21 protein-coding genes are annotated in these 19,546 nt (G+C 62.2%); 7 read left to right on the forward strand and 14 right to left on the reverse strand.

Translation table 11 applies throughout. The features are described from left to right. Window positions 1-4: 4 nt before the first annotated feature. Window positions 5-1,594 carry a cytochrome c oxidase subunit I gene (gene ctaD / locus HU770_RS11225; RefSeq protein WP_186655376.1) on the reverse strand — a complete coding sequence of 530 codons (1,590 nt, stop codon included), beginning with the start codon at window positions 1,592-1,594 and terminating at the stop codon, window positions 5-7. Window positions 1,595-1,637: 43 nt separating this feature from the next. After that, complete coding sequence (coxB, locus tag HU770_RS11230) at window positions 1,638-2,765, reverse strand: cytochrome c oxidase subunit II (protein WP_047582429.1); 1,128 nt, start codon at window positions 2,763-2,765, stop codon at window positions 1,638-1,640. Window positions 2,766-3,133: 368 nt separating this feature from the next. On the opposite strand from coxB, the gene HU770_RS11235 reads away from it, so the two are divergent. Then, window positions 3,134-3,775: a hypothetical protein gene (locus tag HU770_RS11235; RefSeq protein WP_186663677.1), complete on the forward strand. Its 642-nt coding sequence runs from the start codon at window positions 3,134-3,136 to the stop codon at window positions 3,773-3,775. Window positions 3,776-3,859: 84 nt separating this feature from the next. Here the strand turns inward: HU770_RS11235 and HU770_RS11240 are convergent, their stop codons facing one another. From HU770_RS11240 to prlC, 6 genes are all read right to left on the reverse strand, one after another. Next, window positions 3,860-5,392, reverse strand: a complete 1,533-nt coding sequence (locus HU770_RS11240) for a SulP family inorganic anion transporter (RefSeq protein WP_033702507.1) — start codon at window positions 5,390-5,392, stop codon at window positions 3,860-3,862. A gap of 190 nt (window positions 5,393-5,582) precedes the next feature. Next, the gene (locus tag HU770_RS11245) at window positions 5,583-6,302 is read right to left on the reverse strand and encodes a carbonic anhydrase (protein WP_033702506.1); all 720 of its coding nucleotides are present in this window, start codon (window positions 6,300-6,302) and stop codon (window positions 5,583-5,585) included. A 310-nt stretch (window positions 6,303-6,612) separates the two neighbouring features. Further along, window positions 6,613-7,671 carry a PA0069 family radical SAM protein gene (locus HU770_RS11250; RefSeq protein WP_186663678.1) on the reverse strand — a complete coding sequence of 353 codons (1,059 nt, stop codon included), beginning with the start codon at window positions 7,669-7,671 and terminating at the stop codon, window positions 6,613-6,615. 76 nt (window positions 7,672-7,747) lie between these two features. Then, window positions 7,748-9,754, reverse strand: coding sequence for a M3 family metallopeptidase (locus tag HU770_RS11255; RefSeq protein WP_186663679.1), 2,007 nt, complete (start codon window positions 9,752-9,754; stop codon window positions 7,748-7,750). Window positions 9,755-9,886: 132 nt separating this feature from the next. Beyond that, window positions 9,887-10,168, reverse strand: a complete 282-nt coding sequence (locus HU770_RS11260) for a YheV family putative zinc ribbon protein (protein ID WP_186655386.1) — start codon at window positions 10,166-10,168, stop codon at window positions 9,887-9,889. Beyond that, the gene (gene prlC / locus HU770_RS11265) at window positions 10,165-12,216 is read right to left on the reverse strand and encodes an oligopeptidase A (RefSeq protein WP_346014122.1); all 2,052 of its coding nucleotides are present in this window, start codon (window positions 12,214-12,216) and stop codon (window positions 10,165-10,167) included. The genes HU770_RS11260 and prlC overlap by 4 nt, the downstream gene beginning before the upstream one ends. A gap of 102 nt (window positions 12,217-12,318) precedes the next feature. Between prlC and HU770_RS11270 the strand changes: the two genes are divergently transcribed. Both HU770_RS11270 and HU770_RS11275 read left to right on the forward strand, forming a co-directional pair. Beyond that, complete coding sequence (locus HU770_RS11270; protein ID WP_033702489.1) at window positions 12,319-12,867, forward strand: gamma carbonic anhydrase family protein; 549 nt, start codon at window positions 12,319-12,321, stop codon at window positions 12,865-12,867. Between the two features lie 19 nt (window positions 12,868-12,886). Beyond that, the gene (locus HU770_RS11275; RefSeq protein ID WP_033702488.1) at window positions 12,887-13,537 is read left to right on the forward strand and encodes an HAD family hydrolase; all 651 of its coding nucleotides are present in this window, start codon (window positions 12,887-12,889) and stop codon (window positions 13,535-13,537) included. A gap of 32 nt (window positions 13,538-13,569) precedes the next feature. Here HU770_RS11275 and HU770_RS11280 read toward each other — a convergent pair whose 3' ends face one another. Next, window positions 13,570-14,661 (reverse strand): aminopeptidase, encoded by a 1,092-nt coding sequence (locus tag HU770_RS11280; protein WP_238347472.1) that lies wholly within the window; start codon window positions 14,659-14,661, stop codon window positions 13,570-13,572. Window positions 14,662-14,728: 67 nt separating this feature from the next. On the opposite strand from HU770_RS11280, the gene HU770_RS11285 reads away from it, so the two are divergent. Together HU770_RS11285 and HU770_RS11290 are read left to right on the forward strand one after the other, a co-directional pair. Further along, entirely contained in the window at window positions 14,729-15,142 is a 414-nt protein-coding gene (locus HU770_RS11285) for a hypothetical protein (RefSeq protein ID WP_186663682.1), read from the forward strand. A gap of 55 nt (window positions 15,143-15,197) precedes the next feature. Beyond that, window positions 15,198-15,611: a hypothetical protein gene (locus HU770_RS11290; RefSeq protein WP_033702484.1), complete on the forward strand. Its 414-nt coding sequence runs from the start codon at window positions 15,198-15,200 to the stop codon at window positions 15,609-15,611. A gap of 38 nt (window positions 15,612-15,649) precedes the next feature. On the opposite strand, the gene HU770_RS11295 is transcribed toward HU770_RS11290, so the two are convergent. Together HU770_RS11295 and HU770_RS11300 are read right to left on the reverse strand one after the other, a co-directional pair. After that, entirely contained in the window at window positions 15,650-15,883 is a 234-nt protein-coding gene (locus HU770_RS11295; protein ID WP_033702483.1) for a DUF1161 domain-containing protein, read from the reverse strand. Between the two features lie 73 nt (window positions 15,884-15,956). Beyond that, complete coding sequence (locus tag HU770_RS11300; RefSeq protein WP_033702482.1) at window positions 15,957-16,382, reverse strand: OsmC family protein; 426 nt, start codon at window positions 16,380-16,382, stop codon at window positions 15,957-15,959. Between the two features lie 170 nt (window positions 16,383-16,552). On the opposite strand from HU770_RS11300, the gene HU770_RS11305 reads away from it, so the two are divergent. Next, a complete protein-coding gene (locus tag HU770_RS11305; RefSeq protein WP_186663683.1) occupies window positions 16,553-17,557 on the forward strand; it encodes an LLM class flavin-dependent oxidoreductase in 1,005 nt (334 codons plus the stop codon). 36 nt (window positions 17,558-17,593) lie between these two features. Here HU770_RS11305 and HU770_RS11310 read toward each other — a convergent pair whose 3' ends face one another. Both HU770_RS11310 and HU770_RS11315 read right to left on the reverse strand, forming a co-directional pair. Beyond that, window positions 17,594-17,815 (reverse strand): DUF1161 domain-containing protein, encoded by a 222-nt coding sequence (locus HU770_RS11310; RefSeq protein ID WP_033702480.1) that lies wholly within the window; start codon window positions 17,813-17,815, stop codon window positions 17,594-17,596. 101 nt (window positions 17,816-17,916) lie between these two features. Beyond that, on the reverse strand, window positions 17,917-18,132 hold the full coding sequence (locus HU770_RS11315) for a dodecin (RefSeq protein WP_033702479.1): 216 nt from the start codon (window positions 18,130-18,132) through the stop codon (window positions 17,917-17,919). Between the two features lie 149 nt (window positions 18,133-18,281). Here HU770_RS11315 and HU770_RS11320 point away from each other — a divergent pair, with 149 nt between their 5' ends. Next, window positions 18,282-18,605: a DUF883 family protein gene (locus tag HU770_RS11320; protein ID WP_027592031.1), complete on the forward strand. Its 324-nt coding sequence runs from the start codon at window positions 18,282-18,284 to the stop codon at window positions 18,603-18,605. Here the strand turns inward: HU770_RS11320 and HU770_RS11325 are convergent. Continuing rightward, entirely contained in the window at window positions 18,602-19,498 is an 897-nt protein-coding gene (locus HU770_RS11325; RefSeq protein WP_186663684.1) for a LysR family transcriptional regulator, read from the reverse strand. The two genes, HU770_RS11320 and HU770_RS11325, sit on opposite strands and share 4 nt — an antisense overlap. Window positions 19,499-19,546 lie beyond the last annotated feature (48 nt).

The following is a 19,546-nucleotide window of genomic DNA, read 5'->3' on the forward strand; positions in this document are numbered from 1 at the left end:
TCCTCTACTTCACGTCCGGTGGGGTCTGGAAGGTGTGGTAAGGCGCAGGCGAGGGGACCGACCACTCCAGGCCTTCGGCGCCATCCCAGGGTTTTGCCGGCGCTGGAGCACCGCCACGGATGCACTTGATGACGATGAACAGGAAGAAGATCTGCGTGGCGCCGAACATGAAGGCGCCGATCGAGGAGACCATGTTGAAGTCGGCGAACTGCAGGTTGTAGTCCGGAATGCGCCGCGGCATGCCCGCCAGGCCGACGAAGTGCATGGGGAAGAAGGCCATGTTCATGCCGATGAACGACAGCCAGAAGTGCAGCTTGCCGAGGGTTTCGTCATACATGTGCCCGGTCCATTTCGGCAGCCAGTAGTAAGCCGAGGCGAAGATACCGAAGATCGCCCCGGGCACCAGCACGTAGTGGAAGTGGGCGACCACGAAGTAGGTGTCGTGGTACTGGAAGTCCGCAGGCGCGATGGCCAGCATCAACCCGGAGAAACCGCCGATGGTGAACAGGATGACGAAGGCGATGGCGAACAGCATCGGCGTTTCGAAGGTCAGCGACCCTTCCCACATGGTGCTGACCCAGTTGAACACCTTCACCCCGGTGGGCACGGCGATGAGCATGGTGGCATACATGAAGAACAGCTCGCCCACCACCGGGATACCGACCACGAACATGTGGTGCGCCCAGACAATGAACGACAGGAAAGCGATCGCCCCGGTGGCATACACCATCGAGGTGTAGCCAAACAGCGGCTTGCGCGAGAACGCCGGGATGATCGAGCTGACCGCGCCGAACGCCGGCAGGATCATGATGTACACCTCGGGGTGGCCGAAGAACCAGAACACGTGCTGGAACAGCACCGGGTCGCCACCGCCGGCGGCGCTGAAAAAGCTGGTGCCGAAGTGGATGTCCATCAGCATCATGGTCACCACGCCGGCCAGTACCGGCATCACCGCAATCAGCAGGAACGCGGTGATCAGCCAGGTCCAGACGAACAGCGGCATTTTCATCAAGGTCATGCCCGGCGCACGCAGGTTGAGGATGGTGGCGATCACGTTGATCGCGCCCATGATCGAACTGATGCCCATCAGGTGGATGGCAAAGATGAAGAAGGTCACGCTGGCCGGGGCATAGGTGGTCGACAGCGGGGCGTAGAACGTCCAGCCGAAGTTGGGCCCGCCGCCGGGGCTGAACAGGGTCGAGACCAGCAGCAGGAAGGCCGCCGGCAGCAACCAGAAGCTGAGGTTGTTCATCCGTGGCAGGGCCATGTCCGGCGCGCCGATCATCAGCGGGATCATCCAGTTGGCCAGGCCGACGAACGCCGGCATCACGGCGCCGAACACCATGATCAGCCCATGCATGGTGGTCATCTGGTTGAAGAACGCAGGCTCGACGATCTGCAGCCCGGGCTGGAACAGCTCGGCGCGGATCACCATGGCGAACGAGCCACCGAGCAGAAACATGATGAAGGCGAACCACAGGTACATCGTGCCGATGTCCTTGTGATTGGTGGTCAGCACCCAGCGCATCAGGCCCTTGGCCGGGCCGTGGGCGTGCTCATGGCCGTGGCCGTGGTCGTCGATCACTGCACTCATGTCCTGTCTCCTGCAATCCATTGATTGCCGCGAGTAACCCGGTTCATTGCGCTTCTGCCTGCTTGAGCGCCAGCACATCCTTCGGCGTGACCATGTCGCCCTTGTTGTTGCCCCAGGCGTTGCGCTCGTAGGTGACCACGGCGGCGATATCCACTTCCGAGAGCTGCTTGCCGAACGCGGCCATGGCCGTGCCGGGCTTGCCGTGGAAGACGATGCCGAGGTGGTCTTCCTTCGGCCCGGTAGCGATTTTCGAGCCCTTGAGTGCAGGGAACATCGGCGGCAGGCCCTGGCCTTCGGCCTGGTGACAGGCCACGCAGGTGGTGTGGTAGACCTTGTCGCCACGCTCGACCAGCTCTTCGAGGGTCCACTCCTTGCTGGTCAGCTCCTTGAGCTTGGCGGCCTCGGCCTTGCGCTCGCCGAGCCAGGTGTCGTAGTCGGCCTTGGACTTGACCTCGACCACCACCGGCATGAAGCCGTGGTCCTTGCCACACAGCTCGGTGCACTGGCCGCGGTAGATGCCGGGTTTCTCGATACGCGTCCAGGCCTCGTTGACGAAGCCGGGGATGGCATCACGCTTGACCGCGAAGGCCGGCACCCACCAAGAATGGATCACGTCGGCGGCGGTCACCAGAAAGCGCACTTTCGCACCCACCGGCAGCACCAGCGGCTGGTCGACTTCGAGCAGGTAGTGCTCGTCCTTGGGGGCCTTGTTATGGATCTGGTCGGCGGGGGTGGCCAGGTTGCTGAAAAACTCCACGTCCTGGCCCAGGTATTTGTAGTGCCACTTCCACTGGTAGCCGGTGACCTGTATGTCGATGTCCGATTCACTGGCGTCGTAGATGTCGATGAGGGTCTTGGTGGCGGGGATGGCCATGGCCACCAGAATCAGGAACGGCACCACGGTCCACATGATTTCGACCCAGGTGTGCTCGTGAAAATGCGCAGCTTGCTGGCCGGTCGAACGGCGGTGCACGACCATGGACCAGAACATCGCGCCAAACACCACGATGCCGATGATCACGCAGATCCAGAAAATGGTCATGTGCAGGTCGAAGACGGCGTTGGAGACTTCCGTCGCCCCTGGCGCCATGTTCACGGTCCAGGCGGCGTTGGCCTGACCGAAAACTGTCCACAACAGGAGGCCCATCCAGACAGGTGGATGTCGCATCATTGCGGGTTCCCCTTCTAATTCTTGTTGTCCCGGAGGCGTGGCCTGCGGCAAGAGGGAACGGCGGTCAAGACTGCCTGGCTTCGACGACCGAGCCCCTGCAAAAGCAGTCGGGCCTCATCAACGAATCACGTTCAACGGGAGTATAGACAGCGACCAATGGCACGCAATGACACCAGTGAAATGAACTTCATGAATTTGCCGAATGCCTTGAAAGCCGCGTGCTTGATAGGATGTGGCCCAATAATGGCATTCCGATATGCCACAGCGTGCACACGTTTGCGCGGGTTATAACAAATGCGTCTTAGGTATTCTGTATACCGAGCTAATTTAGTGTCTTCCGTTTGAAACGTAATGTCCCTGGAGTTGTCATGAACATCGCTGCTGTACGCGAGCAGATTAGCCAAGCCCATCAACACGAGCGCCAGACCAACCAACTGAAAGCGCGACTCGAGCAACAACTGCCGCATTTGCACCCTTCGATCCACCTGCCTGAGCAGGACGCCCAGGGTACTTTGGCGCGTTTCGTCAGCGCCTACATCGACCAGGTGCCAGAGCTGCTGGAGGCTGCCCACGAGGTGGCCCGCGAAGCAGGCATCGAATCGCAGATCAAGCCGGTGCTGAAAATTGCCGAGGCTTATTTCATGCAGCCGCCCAGCGTGATGCAAGGGCACGTGGGCCTGGACTGTCTGCTGGATGAGGCGTACCTGGCGCATCGCCTGGTGGAAGAGGTCAACGACCTGTATATCCAACACTTCAAGCAGCCGCTGATTCCGTTCGATACCACCATGGCCAACCTGATTGCCCATCAGCTGATCGGCGAGACGTTCGCCAACCAGCTCGATGAAGTGGTGCACCATTCGGTTGACGAAATGCTCAATGAAGAGAGCTTTGCCAAGGAATCGGTAGAGGCCTATCGCGATACCTTGTGCAGCGCCGAGACGGGCGCTGCCTGGAAGCGTTGGCCATGCCTTTCGCGCCAGCTGGGTGTGGAGCTGGGCCAGCCGGCCTGAATCCAGCATTGATGCAGTCTGATCTGGCCTCATCGCGGGGCAAGCCCGCGAAGAGGCCCGCTCAGGCAACACAACAGCTGAATACTAAGCGCCCACCCCCGCCGTCGTCCGCAAGCGCCCCTCGATGCGCCGCTTCAACCGCCGCTGCTCGATCAGCAACCGCGAGCCATTGGCTGCATTGCTGCGGCTCCAGTCCTCAAGCAGTTCCAGGCACGAGTGGTCGATGTAGCTGAGGTTGCCCAACGGCACATGCAAGGTGGTCCCCGCCGGCACCGTATCCAGCACCTGGGTCAATGCCGGCACCTTGAGGAATGTTGCTGCGCCACTCAGGCGCAATTCCATGTGCCCAGGCTTGGCCAGGCTCACCAGGTTGATCTTCAGCCGCGCCGCCTTGAACGCCAGCTTCAGCAGGGTCAAGGCAAAGCCCAGCAGCACGCCGGTCAGCAGGTCGGTGAAAATGATCGCCAAGGCGGTCGCTGCATAGGTGAACATCGGCATCCGGCCGTACCGGCCCAACCCACGAAACGCCTTGAAGTCCACCAGCTTGACGCCGGTAAACACCAGCACGCCCGCCAGGCTGGCCACCGGGATCTGCTGCAGCACGCTGCTCAACACCACGACGAACGCCAACAACCACAGGCCGTGGAAGATCGCCGAGGCACGGGTTTGTGCGCCGGCCTGGACATTCGCCGAACTGCGCACGATCACCCCGGTCATCGGCAAGGCGCCCAGCACACCGCAGAGCATGTTGCCGATGCCCTGGGCCGACAGCTCACGGTCGAAGTCCGAGCGCTGGCCGCTGTGCATGCGGTCAACCGCGGCAGCCGACAGCAAGGTCTCGGCACTGGCGATGAAGGCCAGGGCGAATGCAGCTACCAGCAGGGTAGGGTCGGCCAGTTTCATCAGGTCATCCAGGCGGATCCAGTCGATGGCCTCGGAAAGGTCTGCCGGTACCTGCACCCGATTCACCGGCAGGGCCAGCCACATGCTGATGGCCGTCATTGCCGCCACGCCCAGCAAGGCACCGGGGATAAAGCGCAGCTTCTGTGGCCGCAAGCGCTCCCAGCCCCACATCACCGCAATGGTGCCCAGGCCAAGCGCACCGGCTTGCCAGCCCGCGCCTGCGCTTTCCATCGGCAGGGCAGCCGCCAGCGTCGAAGGAAACGCCAACAGGTTCTGCAGGCCCGAAGGCTGCGGCGATGTGTCGAACATCACATGCACCTGTGACAACACGATCAGCACGCCGATACCCGCCAGCATGCCGTACACCACTGCCGGTGCAGTGACGCGGAACCAGCAGCCCAGGCGAAAGCGCCCGGCCAACAACTGCAGCAGCCCGGCCAGCAGCAGGATCGGCCCGAGCATGGCCACGCCGTGCTGGCGCACCAGCTCGAACACCAGCACCGCCAGGCCCGCGGCCGGGCCACTGACCTGCAGCGGCGAACCCGCCAGAAAGCCCACCACCAGCCCGCCGATGATGCCGGTGATCAGGCCTTTGGCGGGCGGCATGCCCGATGCGATGGCGATGCCCATGCACAAGGGCAGGGCAACCAGAAATACCACCACCGACGCTAACAACTCTCGCGGCAAGGCCGCTTTCAACTGTGTAATGTTCACCCTGTTTCTCCATTTTCTGTTGCACGGCCATTCCTCTGGCCGTGGGCACGTTGGCCCCTGAAAGGCGCGCAGGCGCGGGCCGCCAGCGAGCATGCCGGCAGGGCAGTCAGGGATTTCAAGGCAGCCGAAGGCCGCGCCACACCCCAGAGGGTGCAGCCGGCTATCAAGGTTTTGACGGTGTCAGGGTCGCTTAGTAGCGGCCTCTCGGAGTAGCGCAGGGCACCGGCTCGCCCGCCGCCAGGGGCAGAAAGCTGTCGCTGGCAGCATCATAGGCTTCGATCTTGCTGGTCTCGATGTCGTAGACCCAACCGTGGATGTACAGCTCACCGGCCGCCAGGCGCGAGGCAACCGATGGGTGCGTGCGCAGGTGATGCAGCTGGGCGATGACGTTTTCCTTGGTCAGCACCTGCATGGTCTCGTGCTCGCTGCCGCAAGAGCAGTTGTTCTCGACCACGGTGCGTGCCACTTCAGCGTGGCGCAGCCAGGCGGAAACGGTCGGCATCTTGGTCAGCGATTGCGGGTTGAGTACCGCACGCATCGCGCCGCAGTCGGAGTGGCCACAGACAATGATGTGGTGCACGCCCAGGGCCAGTACGGCGTATTCGATGGCGCTGGAAACGCCGCCGTTCATCTGGCCATACGGGGGCACTACGTTACCGACGTTACGGGTCACGAACAGGTCGCCGGGCGAGCTTTGGGTAATCAGCTCGGGGACGATCCGCGAGTCGGCGCAGGTGATGAACATCGCGCGTGGCGTTTGCGCGGTGGCGAGCTTCTTGAACAGCTCTTGCTGCTCGGGGAAGACGTCATGATGAAAGCGCAGGAAGCCGTCGACGATGTGCTTCAGAGCGGCATCGGCGCCCTCGGCGGGTACATCCGGAGCGACCTTGGATGGGTCCTTGACGGGCATGATTCATCCTCTTGGCGGTGTGTAGGTAAATCCATTTTACCGGTGAAAGATTCTGGCTATGCAGGGATTTAGATGACACGCACAGGCCACAAATCACAGTCTTCGTTGACTGATTGCCTACGCTAACGGGGAAAACTTAACTGAAACTTAATTCGGAGGCTCTAGAACAGGCGTTCCAGATAGATAAGGCGGGGTCTGAATAATAGCAAAAAAACATCAGTTGCCTAGTACTATTACTGTGATTATTCACTTGGATTAGTGGCACTGGGGTTGCTCCTGGACACAGCCCATGGACCACGCGCCAACACGGTCAGAACAATGCCAACTGGCCACCAGGCGGGCAGAACCTGGAGCAATCGAGTGCCTGCGCTTCACGCCCTTCGAATGCCAGTTTGCGTGAGGCCTTGGCAAAACGCTGAGCCAGCAGCTCGGCAAAAATGCCCTCGCCACGCATCCGTTTACCAAAGCGGCTGTCATACAGCTCACCGCCGCGGCTCTGGCGAATCAGGCTCAACACATGGGCCGCACGCTGGGGGTAATGGTCCTGCAACCATTGCTCGAACAGCGGCGCCACTTCCAGCGGCAGGCGCAACATCATGTAGGCTGCGCTCTGGGCACCCGCTTCCTTGGCGGCCTCGAGCAAGCGCTCCAGTTCGCTGTCGTTGATCATCGGAATCATCGGCGAACACAAGACCCCCACCGGCACCCCCGCCTCGCGCAGCACCCGGATCGCCCGCAACCGCGCCTTGGGCGAGGCCGCCCGCGGTTCCAGCACCCGCTTCACGTCGTCATCCAGCGTCGTCAGGCTGATCATCACCCGCGCCAGGCGCTGGCTGGCCATCTCGGCCAACAGGTCCAGATCACGCAGTACCAGCGAACCCTTGGTGACGATGGTCACCGGGTGCCGGAAGCGCAGGAGTACCTCCAGCAAGCGGCGGGTCAGCAGGTGATCACGCTCGATGGGCTGGTAGGGGTCGGTATTGGAGCCCAGGTTGATGGGCGCGCAGACGTAGCCCGGCTTGCTCAGCTGTTGTTCGAGCACTTCGGCCGCGTTGGTCTTGGCGATCAGCTTGGTTTCGAAATCCAGCCCTGGGGAAAGGTCCCAATACGCGTGTGAGGGGCGTGCGTAGCAGTAGATGCAGCCATGCTCGCAGCCCCGATAGGGGTTGATGGAGCGGTCGAATGGCAGATCGGGCGAGGTGTTGCGGCTGATGACCGTCTTTGCCGTCTCGATTCGCACCTCGGTGCCTTGGCTGATCGGCACCTCCTGGTACCAGCCGTCATCCTCCACCACCGAGTGGTTGGGGGCGAAGCGGTTGTGCGGATTGTGCGCCGTACCACGGCCTTTTTGCGGTGTTGGAGGTAACATGGTGCGCCCCTGTACTGTGTTTATATACAGTACAAAGAAGCGGGCATCCATGCCAGCACCTCTGGTCAGTACAGGCTCAAATCAGACCATGCCAGCGCAGGAAAGGCTCGTGACTCACCGCGCGGCCCAAAAATGCCTGCATACCTTCAAGCAATGGCCGGGAAGCGCCAGGCTCAAGCAACGCCATTTGCAAATCACGCCCCGTTGCCCGGTCTAGCAGGCCGCTGGCTTGAAAACGCGAGAACAGATCGAATGCGAGCACATCAGACCACAGGTAGGCGTAGTAGCCAGCGTCGTAGTAATCCAGCAGGTAATCGAATGCATGGGCCGGATGCTCGTATGCTTCCAGCGGCCAGTACCCGCACCGCGCCCGGGCATCCTCCAGGCGCTGCCGCACGCGCCTGCCGTCATTCGGCGTGGCATGCAAATCCAGATCGAACAGCGCCATCGCCAAGGTCTCGGCAGTGTCCGTGACAGCCCCTTGGCGAAGGCCATCCAGGCAGGCGGCCAACTGCTGCGCGTCCAGCTGGCCAGCCTCTGCGTTCGCAGAAATGCCAGCCAGGTAGCCAGCATCCCACGCCCAGCGCTCGAACAGCTTGCCGAACACCTCGACACCATCGGCGCCAAGCGCGCTGACATTGGAAAGCACCTGATTGTTGGTGCGCACCAGCAGATGGTGCAAGGCATGCCCGAACTCATGGAACAGCTTGCGCAGCGCCATGTGGTCGAGCAAGGGCGGGGTACCATCAATGGTCGAGGGAATATCGCTGAAGACCGCCACGGTGGCCGGGTGGAAACGCCCTTCGGCATCGACCCGACGGTTACGGATGTAACGGGTTTCGACCTGGCCCGGCTGCTTGCCTGGGTATTGCACGACATCCAAGTAAAGGAAGCCAGTCAGTGCATTGTCCAGCCAGACTTCGTACGCCTGGACGCTGGCATGCCATGTCGCCAGTGACTTGCGGACCAAGACCAGGCCAAACAGCCGTTGCGCAAGCGTCAGCAAGGCCTCGATCACGTTGTCCAGGGCAAAGTACGCTCGCACGCTGTCCATGGAGAGCGCCTGCCCAGCCGGGTTTTCGAGCCGATGCAGGTAGCGCCTGTCCCATGGCTGCGCCGTGTCCAGGCCGTTCTTGTCAGCAAGCGCTTGCACGTGCACACGGTGCTTTTCCATGACCGGTTTGACGCGCGCTGCCAGGCCGTGCAGAAAGTGCAGAACCTGGGCAAGGCCGCCGGCACTTTTCGAGTGCAGGCTTAGTGACGGGTAGTCGGCATAGCCCAGCAGATGTGCCTTCTGTTCACGCACCTGGGCCAACTGCAGCAAGAGCTGACCATTGTCATGCTGCACCTCGGCGCTGACCCCACGGCTGTGCTGGTGGCGGTAGATCTGCTCCCGAAGGCTACGGTTCGCGGCATGTTCAAGGACCGTGTTGGTCACGTATTGGTCTGCGGGTATCAACCAGCCGGCTTGCCCAACCTGCAGCGCTTGGGCTTGCAGCTCGCCCAACAACCGTGGAGCAAGGCCTTGCAATTGCCCGGCGTCGAGGATGAGCGTGCCCGGGCGCGCCATGTTCTGGGCAAAACGCCCGGCAAGCTCGCGTACCTGGGCATTGATGGCCGCAAGTTGCATGCGGCCTGGGGCATCGAGCAAGGCACCGTGCAAGGCGAAGTTGTGACGGTACCAGCGCAGGGTCGCTTGCTTGTGCGCGTCCAAATGCTTGCCAATGGCGCTGTTGGCCAGGCGCTCATACAAGGCTTGCAAGGTAGGGTCGGCCATCTTCTGCTCGAAGCGCTCAAGCATGGCGCCGTACAACTCTTCAACCAGTTCGACCCATGGCGCACCCTTGTACATCAGCGGTGAAGCCGCATACAGCACCGCCAGCAGTTGTGCATCCAGGTCATCGATCGCCATGACCAGGTCATCCCAGGTCGGCATGGACTGCTGAGCCAGGAGGGCTTGGGCGATACCTTGTTGATGAGCCGATAGCGCGTAGTCGAACGCTGCACGCAGGTTATCCAGCGTCACCGCGTCGTAATCGACAGGTACGTTGCTGGGTTGCAGAAGGGGGTTGCGGGTGTCCATCACTGTTTACCTTGCTCTGATTGGAGCAAGCGAGCATGCGCCACCAGCGGGCAGGCGCTGGCCTGACTATCTAACACCCAGGGTCGAGCTGAAACCTGCCACCCAGGCCAAGGCCCGGGTGGCAAGACGGCTTCACTCAGCCGGTTTCTTCAATTTGGGGTTGGGGAAGAACTGCACCGTCTGCACCTTGGCCGGCGCCGCCTTGGGCGCCAGGTGGTTGACCCGGGTACCGAGCTCCGACGGTACCGACAGGCCTTGTTCATTCAAGGTATCGGTGAAACCACAGGCCACGCACTCACGGTGCGGTACACCGTCCTCGTTCCACATCATCAACTTGTCCGGCTCGCTGCACGCCGGGCACACGGCCCCGGCGATGAAGCGTTTCTTGGTCTTGTTCACAGCTACCTCACTCATGCCGCTGCGTCCTCGCTCAGCCCGCAATGGCGCAGCAATGCATCGATGGAAGGTTCACGGCCACGGAAGTCGACGAACAGCACCATCGGCTCACGCGACCCGCCTCGGGCCAGGATCGCCTCGCGGAAGGCACGGCCAGTGTCGGCATTGAGCACGCCTTCTTCTTCGAAGCGGGAGAAGGCGTCAGCCGACAATACCTCGGCCCACTTGTAGCTGTAGTAGCCCGCCGCGTAACCGCCCGCGAAAATGTGCGCGAAGCTGTTGGGGAAGCGGTTGTACGCCGGTGGGCGCATGACCGACACCTCGTCGCGCACGCCTTCGAGCACCTGCAGCACGCTGCGGCCATCGCCATGGGTGGCGTGCAGCTCGAAGTCAAACAGCGAGAACTCCAGCTGGCGCACCATCATCATGCCGGACTGGAAGTTCTTGGCGGCCAGCATCTTGTCCAGCAGGTCCTGGGGCAGGGCAGCGCCGCTTTCGTAATGGCCGGAGATCAGCGCCAGGCCTTCCGGCTCCCAGCACCAGTTTTCCATGAACTGGCTCGGCAGCTCGACTGCATCCCAGGCTACGCCGTTGATGCCAGACACACCCGCGTGGTCGATGCGGGTCAGCAGGTGGTGCAGGCCGTGGCCGAACTCGTGGAACAGGGTGGTGACTTCATCGTGGGTCAACAGCGCAGGCTTGCCTGGCGCGGCCGGGTTGAAGTTGCACACCAGGTTGGCCACCGGGCTCTGCAGCACGCCATCGACGGTACGGCGACGGTCGCGCGCACCGTCCATCCAGGCGCCGCCACGCTTGTTGGCGCGGGCATAGAGGTCGAAGAAGAAACGGCCGACGTGCTGGCCGTGTTCCTTGATTTCGAACAGGCGCACGTCCGGGTGCCAGCTGTCGAAGCCTTTGAGTTCGGCGATTTCGATGCCATACAGGCGCTGGACGATGCTGAACAGGCCAGACAACACCTTGTCGATCGGGAAGTAGGCACGCAGGGTTTCCTGCGACACGCTGTAGCGTTGCTCGCGCAGCTTCTCGCCGAAGTAACCGGCATCCCAGCTGGCCAGTTGCGGGCAGCCCTGCTCGGCGGCATAGGCCTTGAGCTGCTCCAGGTCCTGGGCAGCGAACGGCTTGGAACGCTTGGCCAGGTCACGCAGGAAGCTCAGCACCTGGTCGCTGGACTCGGCCATCTTGGTGGCCAGGCTCAACTCGGCGTAGTTCGGGTAGCCCAGCAGTGTGGCCAGCTCTTGGCGCAGGTCGAGGATTTCCTGCATCACCGGGCCATTGTCGAACTGGCCGGCATTGGGGCCTTGGTCCGAAGCGCGGGTGCAGTAGGCGGCATACAGCTCTTCGCGCAGGGCGCGATCGGTGGCGTAGGTCATCACCGCGTAGTAGCTGGGGAACTCCAGGGTGATCAGCCAGCCGTCGAGCGCTTTTGCCTGGGCGGCGGCGGCCATCTGCGCCTTGGCCGAGTCGGTCAAGCCGTCCAGCGCGGCTTCGTCGGTGACGTGCTTGGTCCAGGCCTGGGTGGCATCGAGCAGCTGGTTGGAGAAGCGGCTGCCCAGTTCGCTGAGCTTGCTCTGCACTTCGGCGTAGCGCTGCTGCTTGTCGGCAGGCAGGTCGATGCCCGAAAGGCGGAAATCACGCAGGGCATGTTCGAGGATGGTCTTTTGCGCCACATCGAAGCCAGCCGCCTCCGGGCTGTTGGCCAGGGCCTGGTAGGCGTCGAACAGCGCACGATTCTGGCCCAGTTCGGTAGAGTAGGCGCTCAGCGCCGGCAGGCAAGACTCGTAGGCCTCGCGCAGTTCCTTGCTGTTGCACACGGCATTGAGGTGGCTGACCGGGCTCCAGGCAGCGCCCAGGCGGTCATTGAGTTCGTCCATGGCCAGCACCAGGCCTGCCCAGGAAGGGGTCTTGCCTTGCTGTTCGAGAATCTCGGCAATGGCTTTGCGGTTGTCGGCCAGGATCTCTTCGATGGCCGGCAGCACGTGTTCGGCACGGATCGCCGAGAAGGGCGGCAGATCGTAGGGCTGCAGAAGCGGGTTGTTCGCACTCACGGTTTGGATACCTTGGCAGAAGAAACACTGGACCATCTTAATTACAATCGACGCCGACCGCAGCAGGCAGCCTGCCTATCGGCACAGATGAGAGACCCTATCATGGCCATCCGAAGCTTCCAGCAACACACTCCGAAAGTTGGACCACGGGCCTTCATCGACCGCTCGGCGGTGGTGCTGGGCGATGTGGAGATTGGCGAAGACAGCTCGGTCTGGCCTTTGACTGTAGTACGCGGCGATATGCACCGCATCCGCATCGGCGCCCGCACCAGCGTGCAGGACGGTAGCGTGCTGCACATCACCCATGCCGGCCCTTTCAACCCCGACGGCTTCCCGCTGATCATCGGTGATGAGGTGACCATCGGCCACAAGGTGATGCTGCACGGCTGTACCCTGGGCAATCGCATCCTGGTCGGCATGGGCAGCACAATCATGGATGGCGCCATCGTCGAGGACGAGGTGATCATCGGCGCCGGCAGCCTGGTACCGCCCGGCAAGCGCCTGCTCAGCGGCTTCCTGTATGTTGGCAGCCCGGTGAAACAGGCCCGGCCGCTGACCGACAAGGAGCGCGCGTTCTTCCCCTACAGCGCCGGCAACTACGTCAAGCTCAAGGACCAGCACTTGGCCGAAGGCTACGACCAACCCGAATGACTTGAGTGGAACCGCTTACATGCACCAGCAGAACATCCTCTTCGACCTCGACGGCACCCTGACCGACCCACGGCTGGGCATCACCCGCTCCATCCAGTATGCGTTGGCCAAACTGGGTATCGACGAGCCGGACCTGACCCGCCTCGAACACTTCATCGGCCCGCCCTTGCTGCAGGCGTTCATGCAGTTTTACAGCTTTGACGAAGCCAAGGCGTGGGAGGCGGTGAATTTCTATCGCGAGCGCTTCCGCGTCACCGGCCTTTATGAAAACCAGGTGTTCGAAGGGGTACCGGCGTTGCTCGAAGCCCTCACTGGCCAGGGGCGCACGCTGTATGTGGCAACGTCCAAGCCTTGGGAGTTCGCCCGCGAGATCGCCCGGCATTTCGCCTTCGATCACCACTTCAAGGTGATTTATGGCAGCGAGCTGGATGGCACCCGCACCAATAAGGTCGAGCTGATTCGCCACTTGCTGGACGAAGAAGGGCTGGACCCGGCGCAGACGCTGATGATCGGCGATCGCAAGCATGACCTGATCGGCGCGCGCAGCAATGGGCTGCAGGCGGTGGCGGTGGGGTACGGGTTTGGTAGCGAGGAAGAGTTGAAGGCCGAGACGCCAGCCTTCCATTTCGCCACCCTGGCCGAGATGCATCAGGCCTTCATCAAGGCCTGAAATGGAATGGGGCCGCGCAGCGGCCCGAAATCTCATTGGCTAACGACAAGCCGCTCCAACGCGGCTTTGCGCGCCTCACCCGACAGCCGCCCCAGCGCCTCGACCCGCTGATAAAACCGCGCCCAATCCCCGTCAACCTTCCGGAACAGCGCCGCAAACGCCGGCACCCACTGGTCATACAGCCCAAACGGCAGCAGCTTGGCATTGTTCATCGGCCCATACATCCAAGCGTCATAACGCGTGTCCCCACCCCACTGGCCATCACGCACCTGCCGGTACTCGCGCCGCAACCGCTCGAACTCGGCCTGCTTCGCCGCCCGCTTGTGCGCATCATCCAAGGGGCCGGCGTAGATCCCCTGAAGCCGTTCGCGGCTGGCCAGCACCAGCCGAATGAACTGGTCACGCTGCCCGGCCTGATCATCCTCGATCGCTGCAAGCCCGCGTGCCGCGCGCCATTGCCGCGCGCCTTCGTGCTCGACGAAGGTGGCAAACGACTCGTTGAACGCCGTGTCGTCCTGCACATAGAAGCGCTGATGGGCCAACTCGTGGAAGATCAGCGAGGCCAGCCGTTCGTCCCCCCAGCCGACCATCGAAGACAATAGTGGGTCGTCGAACCAGCCCAGAGTCGAGTAAGCCTCGACACCGCCCACATACACATCCATGCCTGCCTGGCGCATCAACGCCGCCGCGCCACGCGCCGCACCTTGGCGGTAGTAACCACGGTAGGCCACGCAGCCCGCGATCGGGAAACAATGCGTCACCGGCTGCAACGACAACTCCGGCGTGGCAAACACGTTCCACACCACATAAGGGCGGCCAAGGTCGGCGTAAACCCGGTAGCTGCGGTTGTCCGGCAGTTTCAGCTGCTGGCTGGCGAACACTCGGGCCTGTTCGGCATGTTGCAAGCGCGCCCGCAGTTGCGGGCTGCTGGCCGGATCTGCCATCACCTGTTCCACCGGCTGGCGCGCGCGCAACAGCTGCCATTGGCCCTGCGCCAACTGCCCGTAATAGCCAACACTGCTACAACCGTTCAGCAGACCAGCCGCCAGCAGGGGAACAAAGCGGGTGAAAACGCGGTCGAGTGGCCCAGGGCCTGAGCGCTGAAAAAGAAATAGTCGAAGCATCTGGGACTGTCTGACTCGCTCACGGCCAATTCGCGCCAAGACTATCTCGCCAGGGGGGAGTTTCGCCATGCGTCCATTGTTTGCCGCCAGCACACTCATGCTGTTGTCCGCTTGCTCGACCCTGCCGGACCCCGACCCGAACCAGGCGTGGGTCGACCTCACACCCCTGGACGAAACGTCACTGCATGCGGTGAAGGTAGACGAACGCGACTGGGCCGACACGCGCTACTTCGAGGTCGCCCCCGGCAGCCACGAATTGACGGTGCGCTACCAGTTTCCGGTCACCCCGAGCAATATAGGCCCGGTAAACGAGCCGCTGTGGCGCGATTGCCAGCTCAACCTGACCTTCAAGGACTTCAGCGCCGGGCAGCGCTACCAGTTGCAGGCGGGCAGCATTGGCTTCCGGCCTTGGGTCAAACTCTACGATCACCAGCAAAAACTGCTTGGCCAAGGCTTGCCCGCAGGCTGTCAACGCACCTGAGCCGCGCAATCGGCGCTATGCTTGTAACGTGTATATCGCAAGTGGGAGTTTTGCCATGCGCCAGCCCATGATGCTGATCGCCCTCAGTGCACTGGGGGCTTGCGCCAGCCCCTTGCCACCCGTCGACCCCAAGCAGGCCTGGGTCGAGCTTTCTACCATCACCCCCGGCAGAGTCATCATGGCTGATCGCCTTGACGGCAAGCGCCTGGAGGATGGCCGCTATTTCCAGGTGACACCTGGCAAGCATGAGCTGGTGGTGCGTTTCGATTATGAGATCTATGGCGGCGGCATGATGTCCCAGCCAAGGGACCGTACCTGCTACCTGACCGTGCGCTATGACAATTTCAAAGCAGGCGAGCGCTATCGCCTGGAGGCCCGCGCGCCGGTGATGGAGCCGCAGGTGCTGCTGTACGACGCCAGCCGCACAGTGGTAGTGAACGAGCCCAGTAACGTGTTTTGTATTCCATGACAGTTGGGGGCGCTTTGCGCCCCCAACCAAATTAAACCCTAGCGATCATTCTTCTGATAGATGATCTTCTTGGTACCACCCTCGCAGCTGCCTACGACCATGTTCTGGTCCTTGACCTCGCTGTTTGGCACGATCTCCAGGGTGTAGGACGTCACGCCCTGTGCCTGGATCTTGGCCTCGATCTCGGTTTTCAATTCTTCGCACGGCTTCACTGCCGCCAGGGCGGACGTGGCGAGCAGCGAGGCCAGCACGGCGATTGCTACGCGGATCATGGAATGGCTCCTGAAAGGGCAGTCGTGCTGCCGTTGCTGTTTAGACTACAGCAAACCGCCCCCGTTGCGCCGCCTAGCCCACCAGTGAGGCATCCAGGCTGATGGTGGCATTGAGCACCTTCGATACCGGGCACCCGGCCTTGGCCTTGTTGGCAATCTCGAGGAACTGCGCCTCGCTGGCCCCAGGTACCTTGGCCTTCAGAATCAGGTGCACGGCGGTGATGGCGAAACCATCGGGCTGCTTGTCCAGGGTCACCTCGGCAATGGTATCGATGCGCTCTGGGGTCAGGCCCGCCTCGCCGAGCATCATCGACAGCGCCATCGAGAAGCAGCCGGCATGGGCGGCGCCGATCAGTTCTTCCGGGTTGGTCCCAGGTGAGCCTTCAAAACGGGTGTTGAAGCCGTAGGGGTTCTGCTTGAGCGCGCCGCTTTCAGTAGAAAGCAGGCCCTTGCCATCCTTCAGGCCACCTTGCCAGATCGCCGATGCTGTCTTTTTCATGATGCCTCCTGGTCGCTGCATTTACATATCTTGGGGTGACATGCTTATGGGTTCAGAGGCCGGCCGCGTACGGCAAGTTCAGATCAATCTGACCGTAAGCATTGAATCCACCGAATGTGCCCATACAGAGTTTAAAAGGCCTCTGGCCAACCACGTTCAAGGAGGCTCCGATGACGCAGCTGCGTGACCTGAAAATTTCAACCCTCGACTTGGTGCCCGTGCGCGCCGACGGCGGGCCGGCTCAGTCGCTGCATAACTCGCTGGACCTGGCCCAGCACGTGGAACGCTTCGGCTACAACCGCTTCTGGGTCGCCGAGCATCACAACATGGATGGCATTGCCAGTTCCGCGACTTCCGTGCTGATCGGCTACCTGGCGGGTGGCACCTCGAGCATCCGCGTTGGCTCCGGCGGCGTGATGCTGCCCAACCACGCACCGCTGGTGATCGCCGAGCAGTTCGGCACCTTGGCCAGCCTCTACCCCGGCCGTATCGACCTGGGCCTGGGCCGCGCCCCCGGCTCCGACCAGATGACCGCCCGCGCCCTGCGCCGCGAGCGCTCCGGCAGCGCGGACGACTTCCCCGACGATGTCGAGGAGCTGTCACGCTACCTCGGCCCGCGCACCGATGATCAAAAAGTGATCGCCGTGCCTGGGCATGACACCGAGGTGCCGATGTGGCTGCTCGGCTCAAGCCTGTTCAGCGCCCAACTGGCCGGCATGCGCGGCATGCCCTACGCGTTCGCCTCGCATTTCGCGCCGCGCTTCATGCACGAGGCGATCCGCGTCTACCGCAACCACTTCAAGCCCTCCACCACGCTCGACAAACCCTATGTGATGCTCGGCATTCCGATGGTGGTGGCCGAAACCGACGAAAAGGCCGAATACCTGGCTACTTCGGTGTACCAACGCATCCTTGCCCTGATTCGCGGGCAGAGCCTGATGCAGCGCCCGCCCGTTGAGAGCATGGAGGGGCTGTGGCTACCTCACGAACGCGACGCGGTGATGAGCTTCCTGGGCCTGGCGATGATTGGCAGCCCGCAGAAGGTACGGGCCAAGGTGGAGGTGCTGCTGGAGCAGACCGGGGCGGATGAGCTGATCTTTACCTGTGACCTGTATGAGCATGCGGACCGGGTCAGGTCCTATGAGCTGCTGGCGCAGGCTTTGAAGGCCGAGTAACCCTCTTCGCGGGCAACCCCGCGAAGAGGCCGTCCCTCAACCACGCCGGTAGACAATTTCCTTGGTGCCAGCTTCACAGCTGCCAACTACCTTGCCCGCCGGCTCGCCTTTCTTGACGATCTCCAGCGTGTAGCCATTTACGCCCTTGGCATCCAGCTTGGCGGCAATCTCTGCCTTGAGCTCTTCACACGGCTTGCCCGCCGCCAGCGCACCACCCGCCAACGCCATAAGGCCTGCCGCCAGAATCATTTTCTTCATCGTTCGCTTTCCTTGTACAGATGAAAATCAAAGAGGGCGCCGGCTAAGGCGCCCCCTCTGTATTACCCCATCTTGCCAGCGCCAGCTACCCCGGCACTGTTTCAGCTGTTGGCAATACGGAAGCCGACTTTGAGCGTGACCTGAAAATGCTCGACCTTGTTGTCACGCAGGTGGCCCCGGGTATCGATCACTTCGAACCACTCCAGGTGCTTGATGCTCTTGGCCGCTTCGGCCAGGGCATTGTTGATCGCGTCCTCGATGCTGGTGGGCGACGACCCTACCAGTTCGATCTTCTTGTACGTGTGATGATCGGACATGTGCACTCTCCTTGGATGACAGTCTGCTTGAGCCTAGCAGCGCAGGCTTGGTTTACCTGCGAGCCGTCGCCTTGGGCAAAAGTTCGATCGCACTTTCGCAGCCATGCGCAGTCGCAATCCTTACAGCCCACCCCCGAAGGAGATTCAACATGCATCGCAACTCGCTGCGTAAAACATCCCTGGAAAGCATGGAAGCCGAGATCGAAAGCCTTCTGAAATCGCTGGAAAACCTCAAGCACGATGCATCGGAGGAGTCCCAGAAGTCGGTAAAGGCCATCCGCAGCAATGCCGAAAGCGCTCTCAAACATTCGCGCAGCCTGCTGAGCGACGCCTACGAGGAAGTGAAGACCCGCACCCGCCAGACCGGCATCGCCACCCGTGACTATGCCCAGGAGCACCCCATCACCACCGCCGGGGTAGCCGTTGGGGCACTGGGCCTGCTGGCGGCCTGGCTGCTGTACAAGCGCAACTAAGCGATTTGCAGCTGCAGTTCCTGGCGCAGCCATTGCGCCAGTTGCTCGGCGCGCCCATCTGCGGCGCGTCGGGGCACCCACAGCGCCAGCGCGGCACGGGTGGGTGAGAAACCCCAAGGTGCCGCCAACCTTCCAGCACGTAAATCGTCCGCCACCAGCTGTTGCGGCGCGATCGCCACACCCAGCCCGGCCACTGCGGCCTCCAGCAGGTAGTACAGGTGTTCGAATGCCTGGCCGAACTGCAAGGCCCCCGCATCCAGCCCGTGCTGCCCGGCCCAGGCCGGCCATGCCTGCGGACGAGACGTGGTATGCAGCAACGCCTCGCCCAGCAAGGCGTCGGGCGCTGCCCCGCGCAAGCGTTCGAACCCGGCAAAGTGCGGGCTTAGCACAGGCCCGATGCGCTCTTCGGCCAGCACGTGTACTTGCATGTCCGCCGGCCACGGCGGTTCGGCAAACACCAGCAAGGCATCCAGCCCCGGGCGCCTGGGGTCCAGGTCGCCTTCCCCGGCGGAGAGGTGCAGGCGCAGCTCGGGCAAGTCGGCTTTGAGCCGCCCGAGCCGAGGGATAAACCAACGCGCCAGCAGGCTGCCGGAGCACCCGAGCACGAATGGCGCCTCGCGGTTATCCCGGCTCAGTTCGGCACACACCCCCCGCAACCTGTCGAACGCCTCGCCACTGGCATCGCGCAGGCGCACGCCGGCATCTGTGAGTTTGATGCCACGCCCATCCTTGACGAACAGGGCAACGCCCAAGTGTTCTTCGAGTACCTTGATCTGCCGGCTGACTGCCCCGTGCGTCACGTGCAGCGCCTCGGCAGCCTGGCTGACACTGTTCAGCCGGGCAGTGGCCTCAAAGGCCCGAAGGGCATTGAGAGGGGGAAGGTCCTGGGCCATTGTCTTGTGAGTTTTCCTGACAGGTTTGCGCAATCTTATCGGTTTTCA

Source organism: Pseudomonas sp. SWRI68, from assembly GCF_014269165.1.
GTDB lineage: Bacteria > Pseudomonadota > Gammaproteobacteria > Pseudomonadales > Pseudomonadaceae > Aquipseudomonas > Aquipseudomonas capeferrum.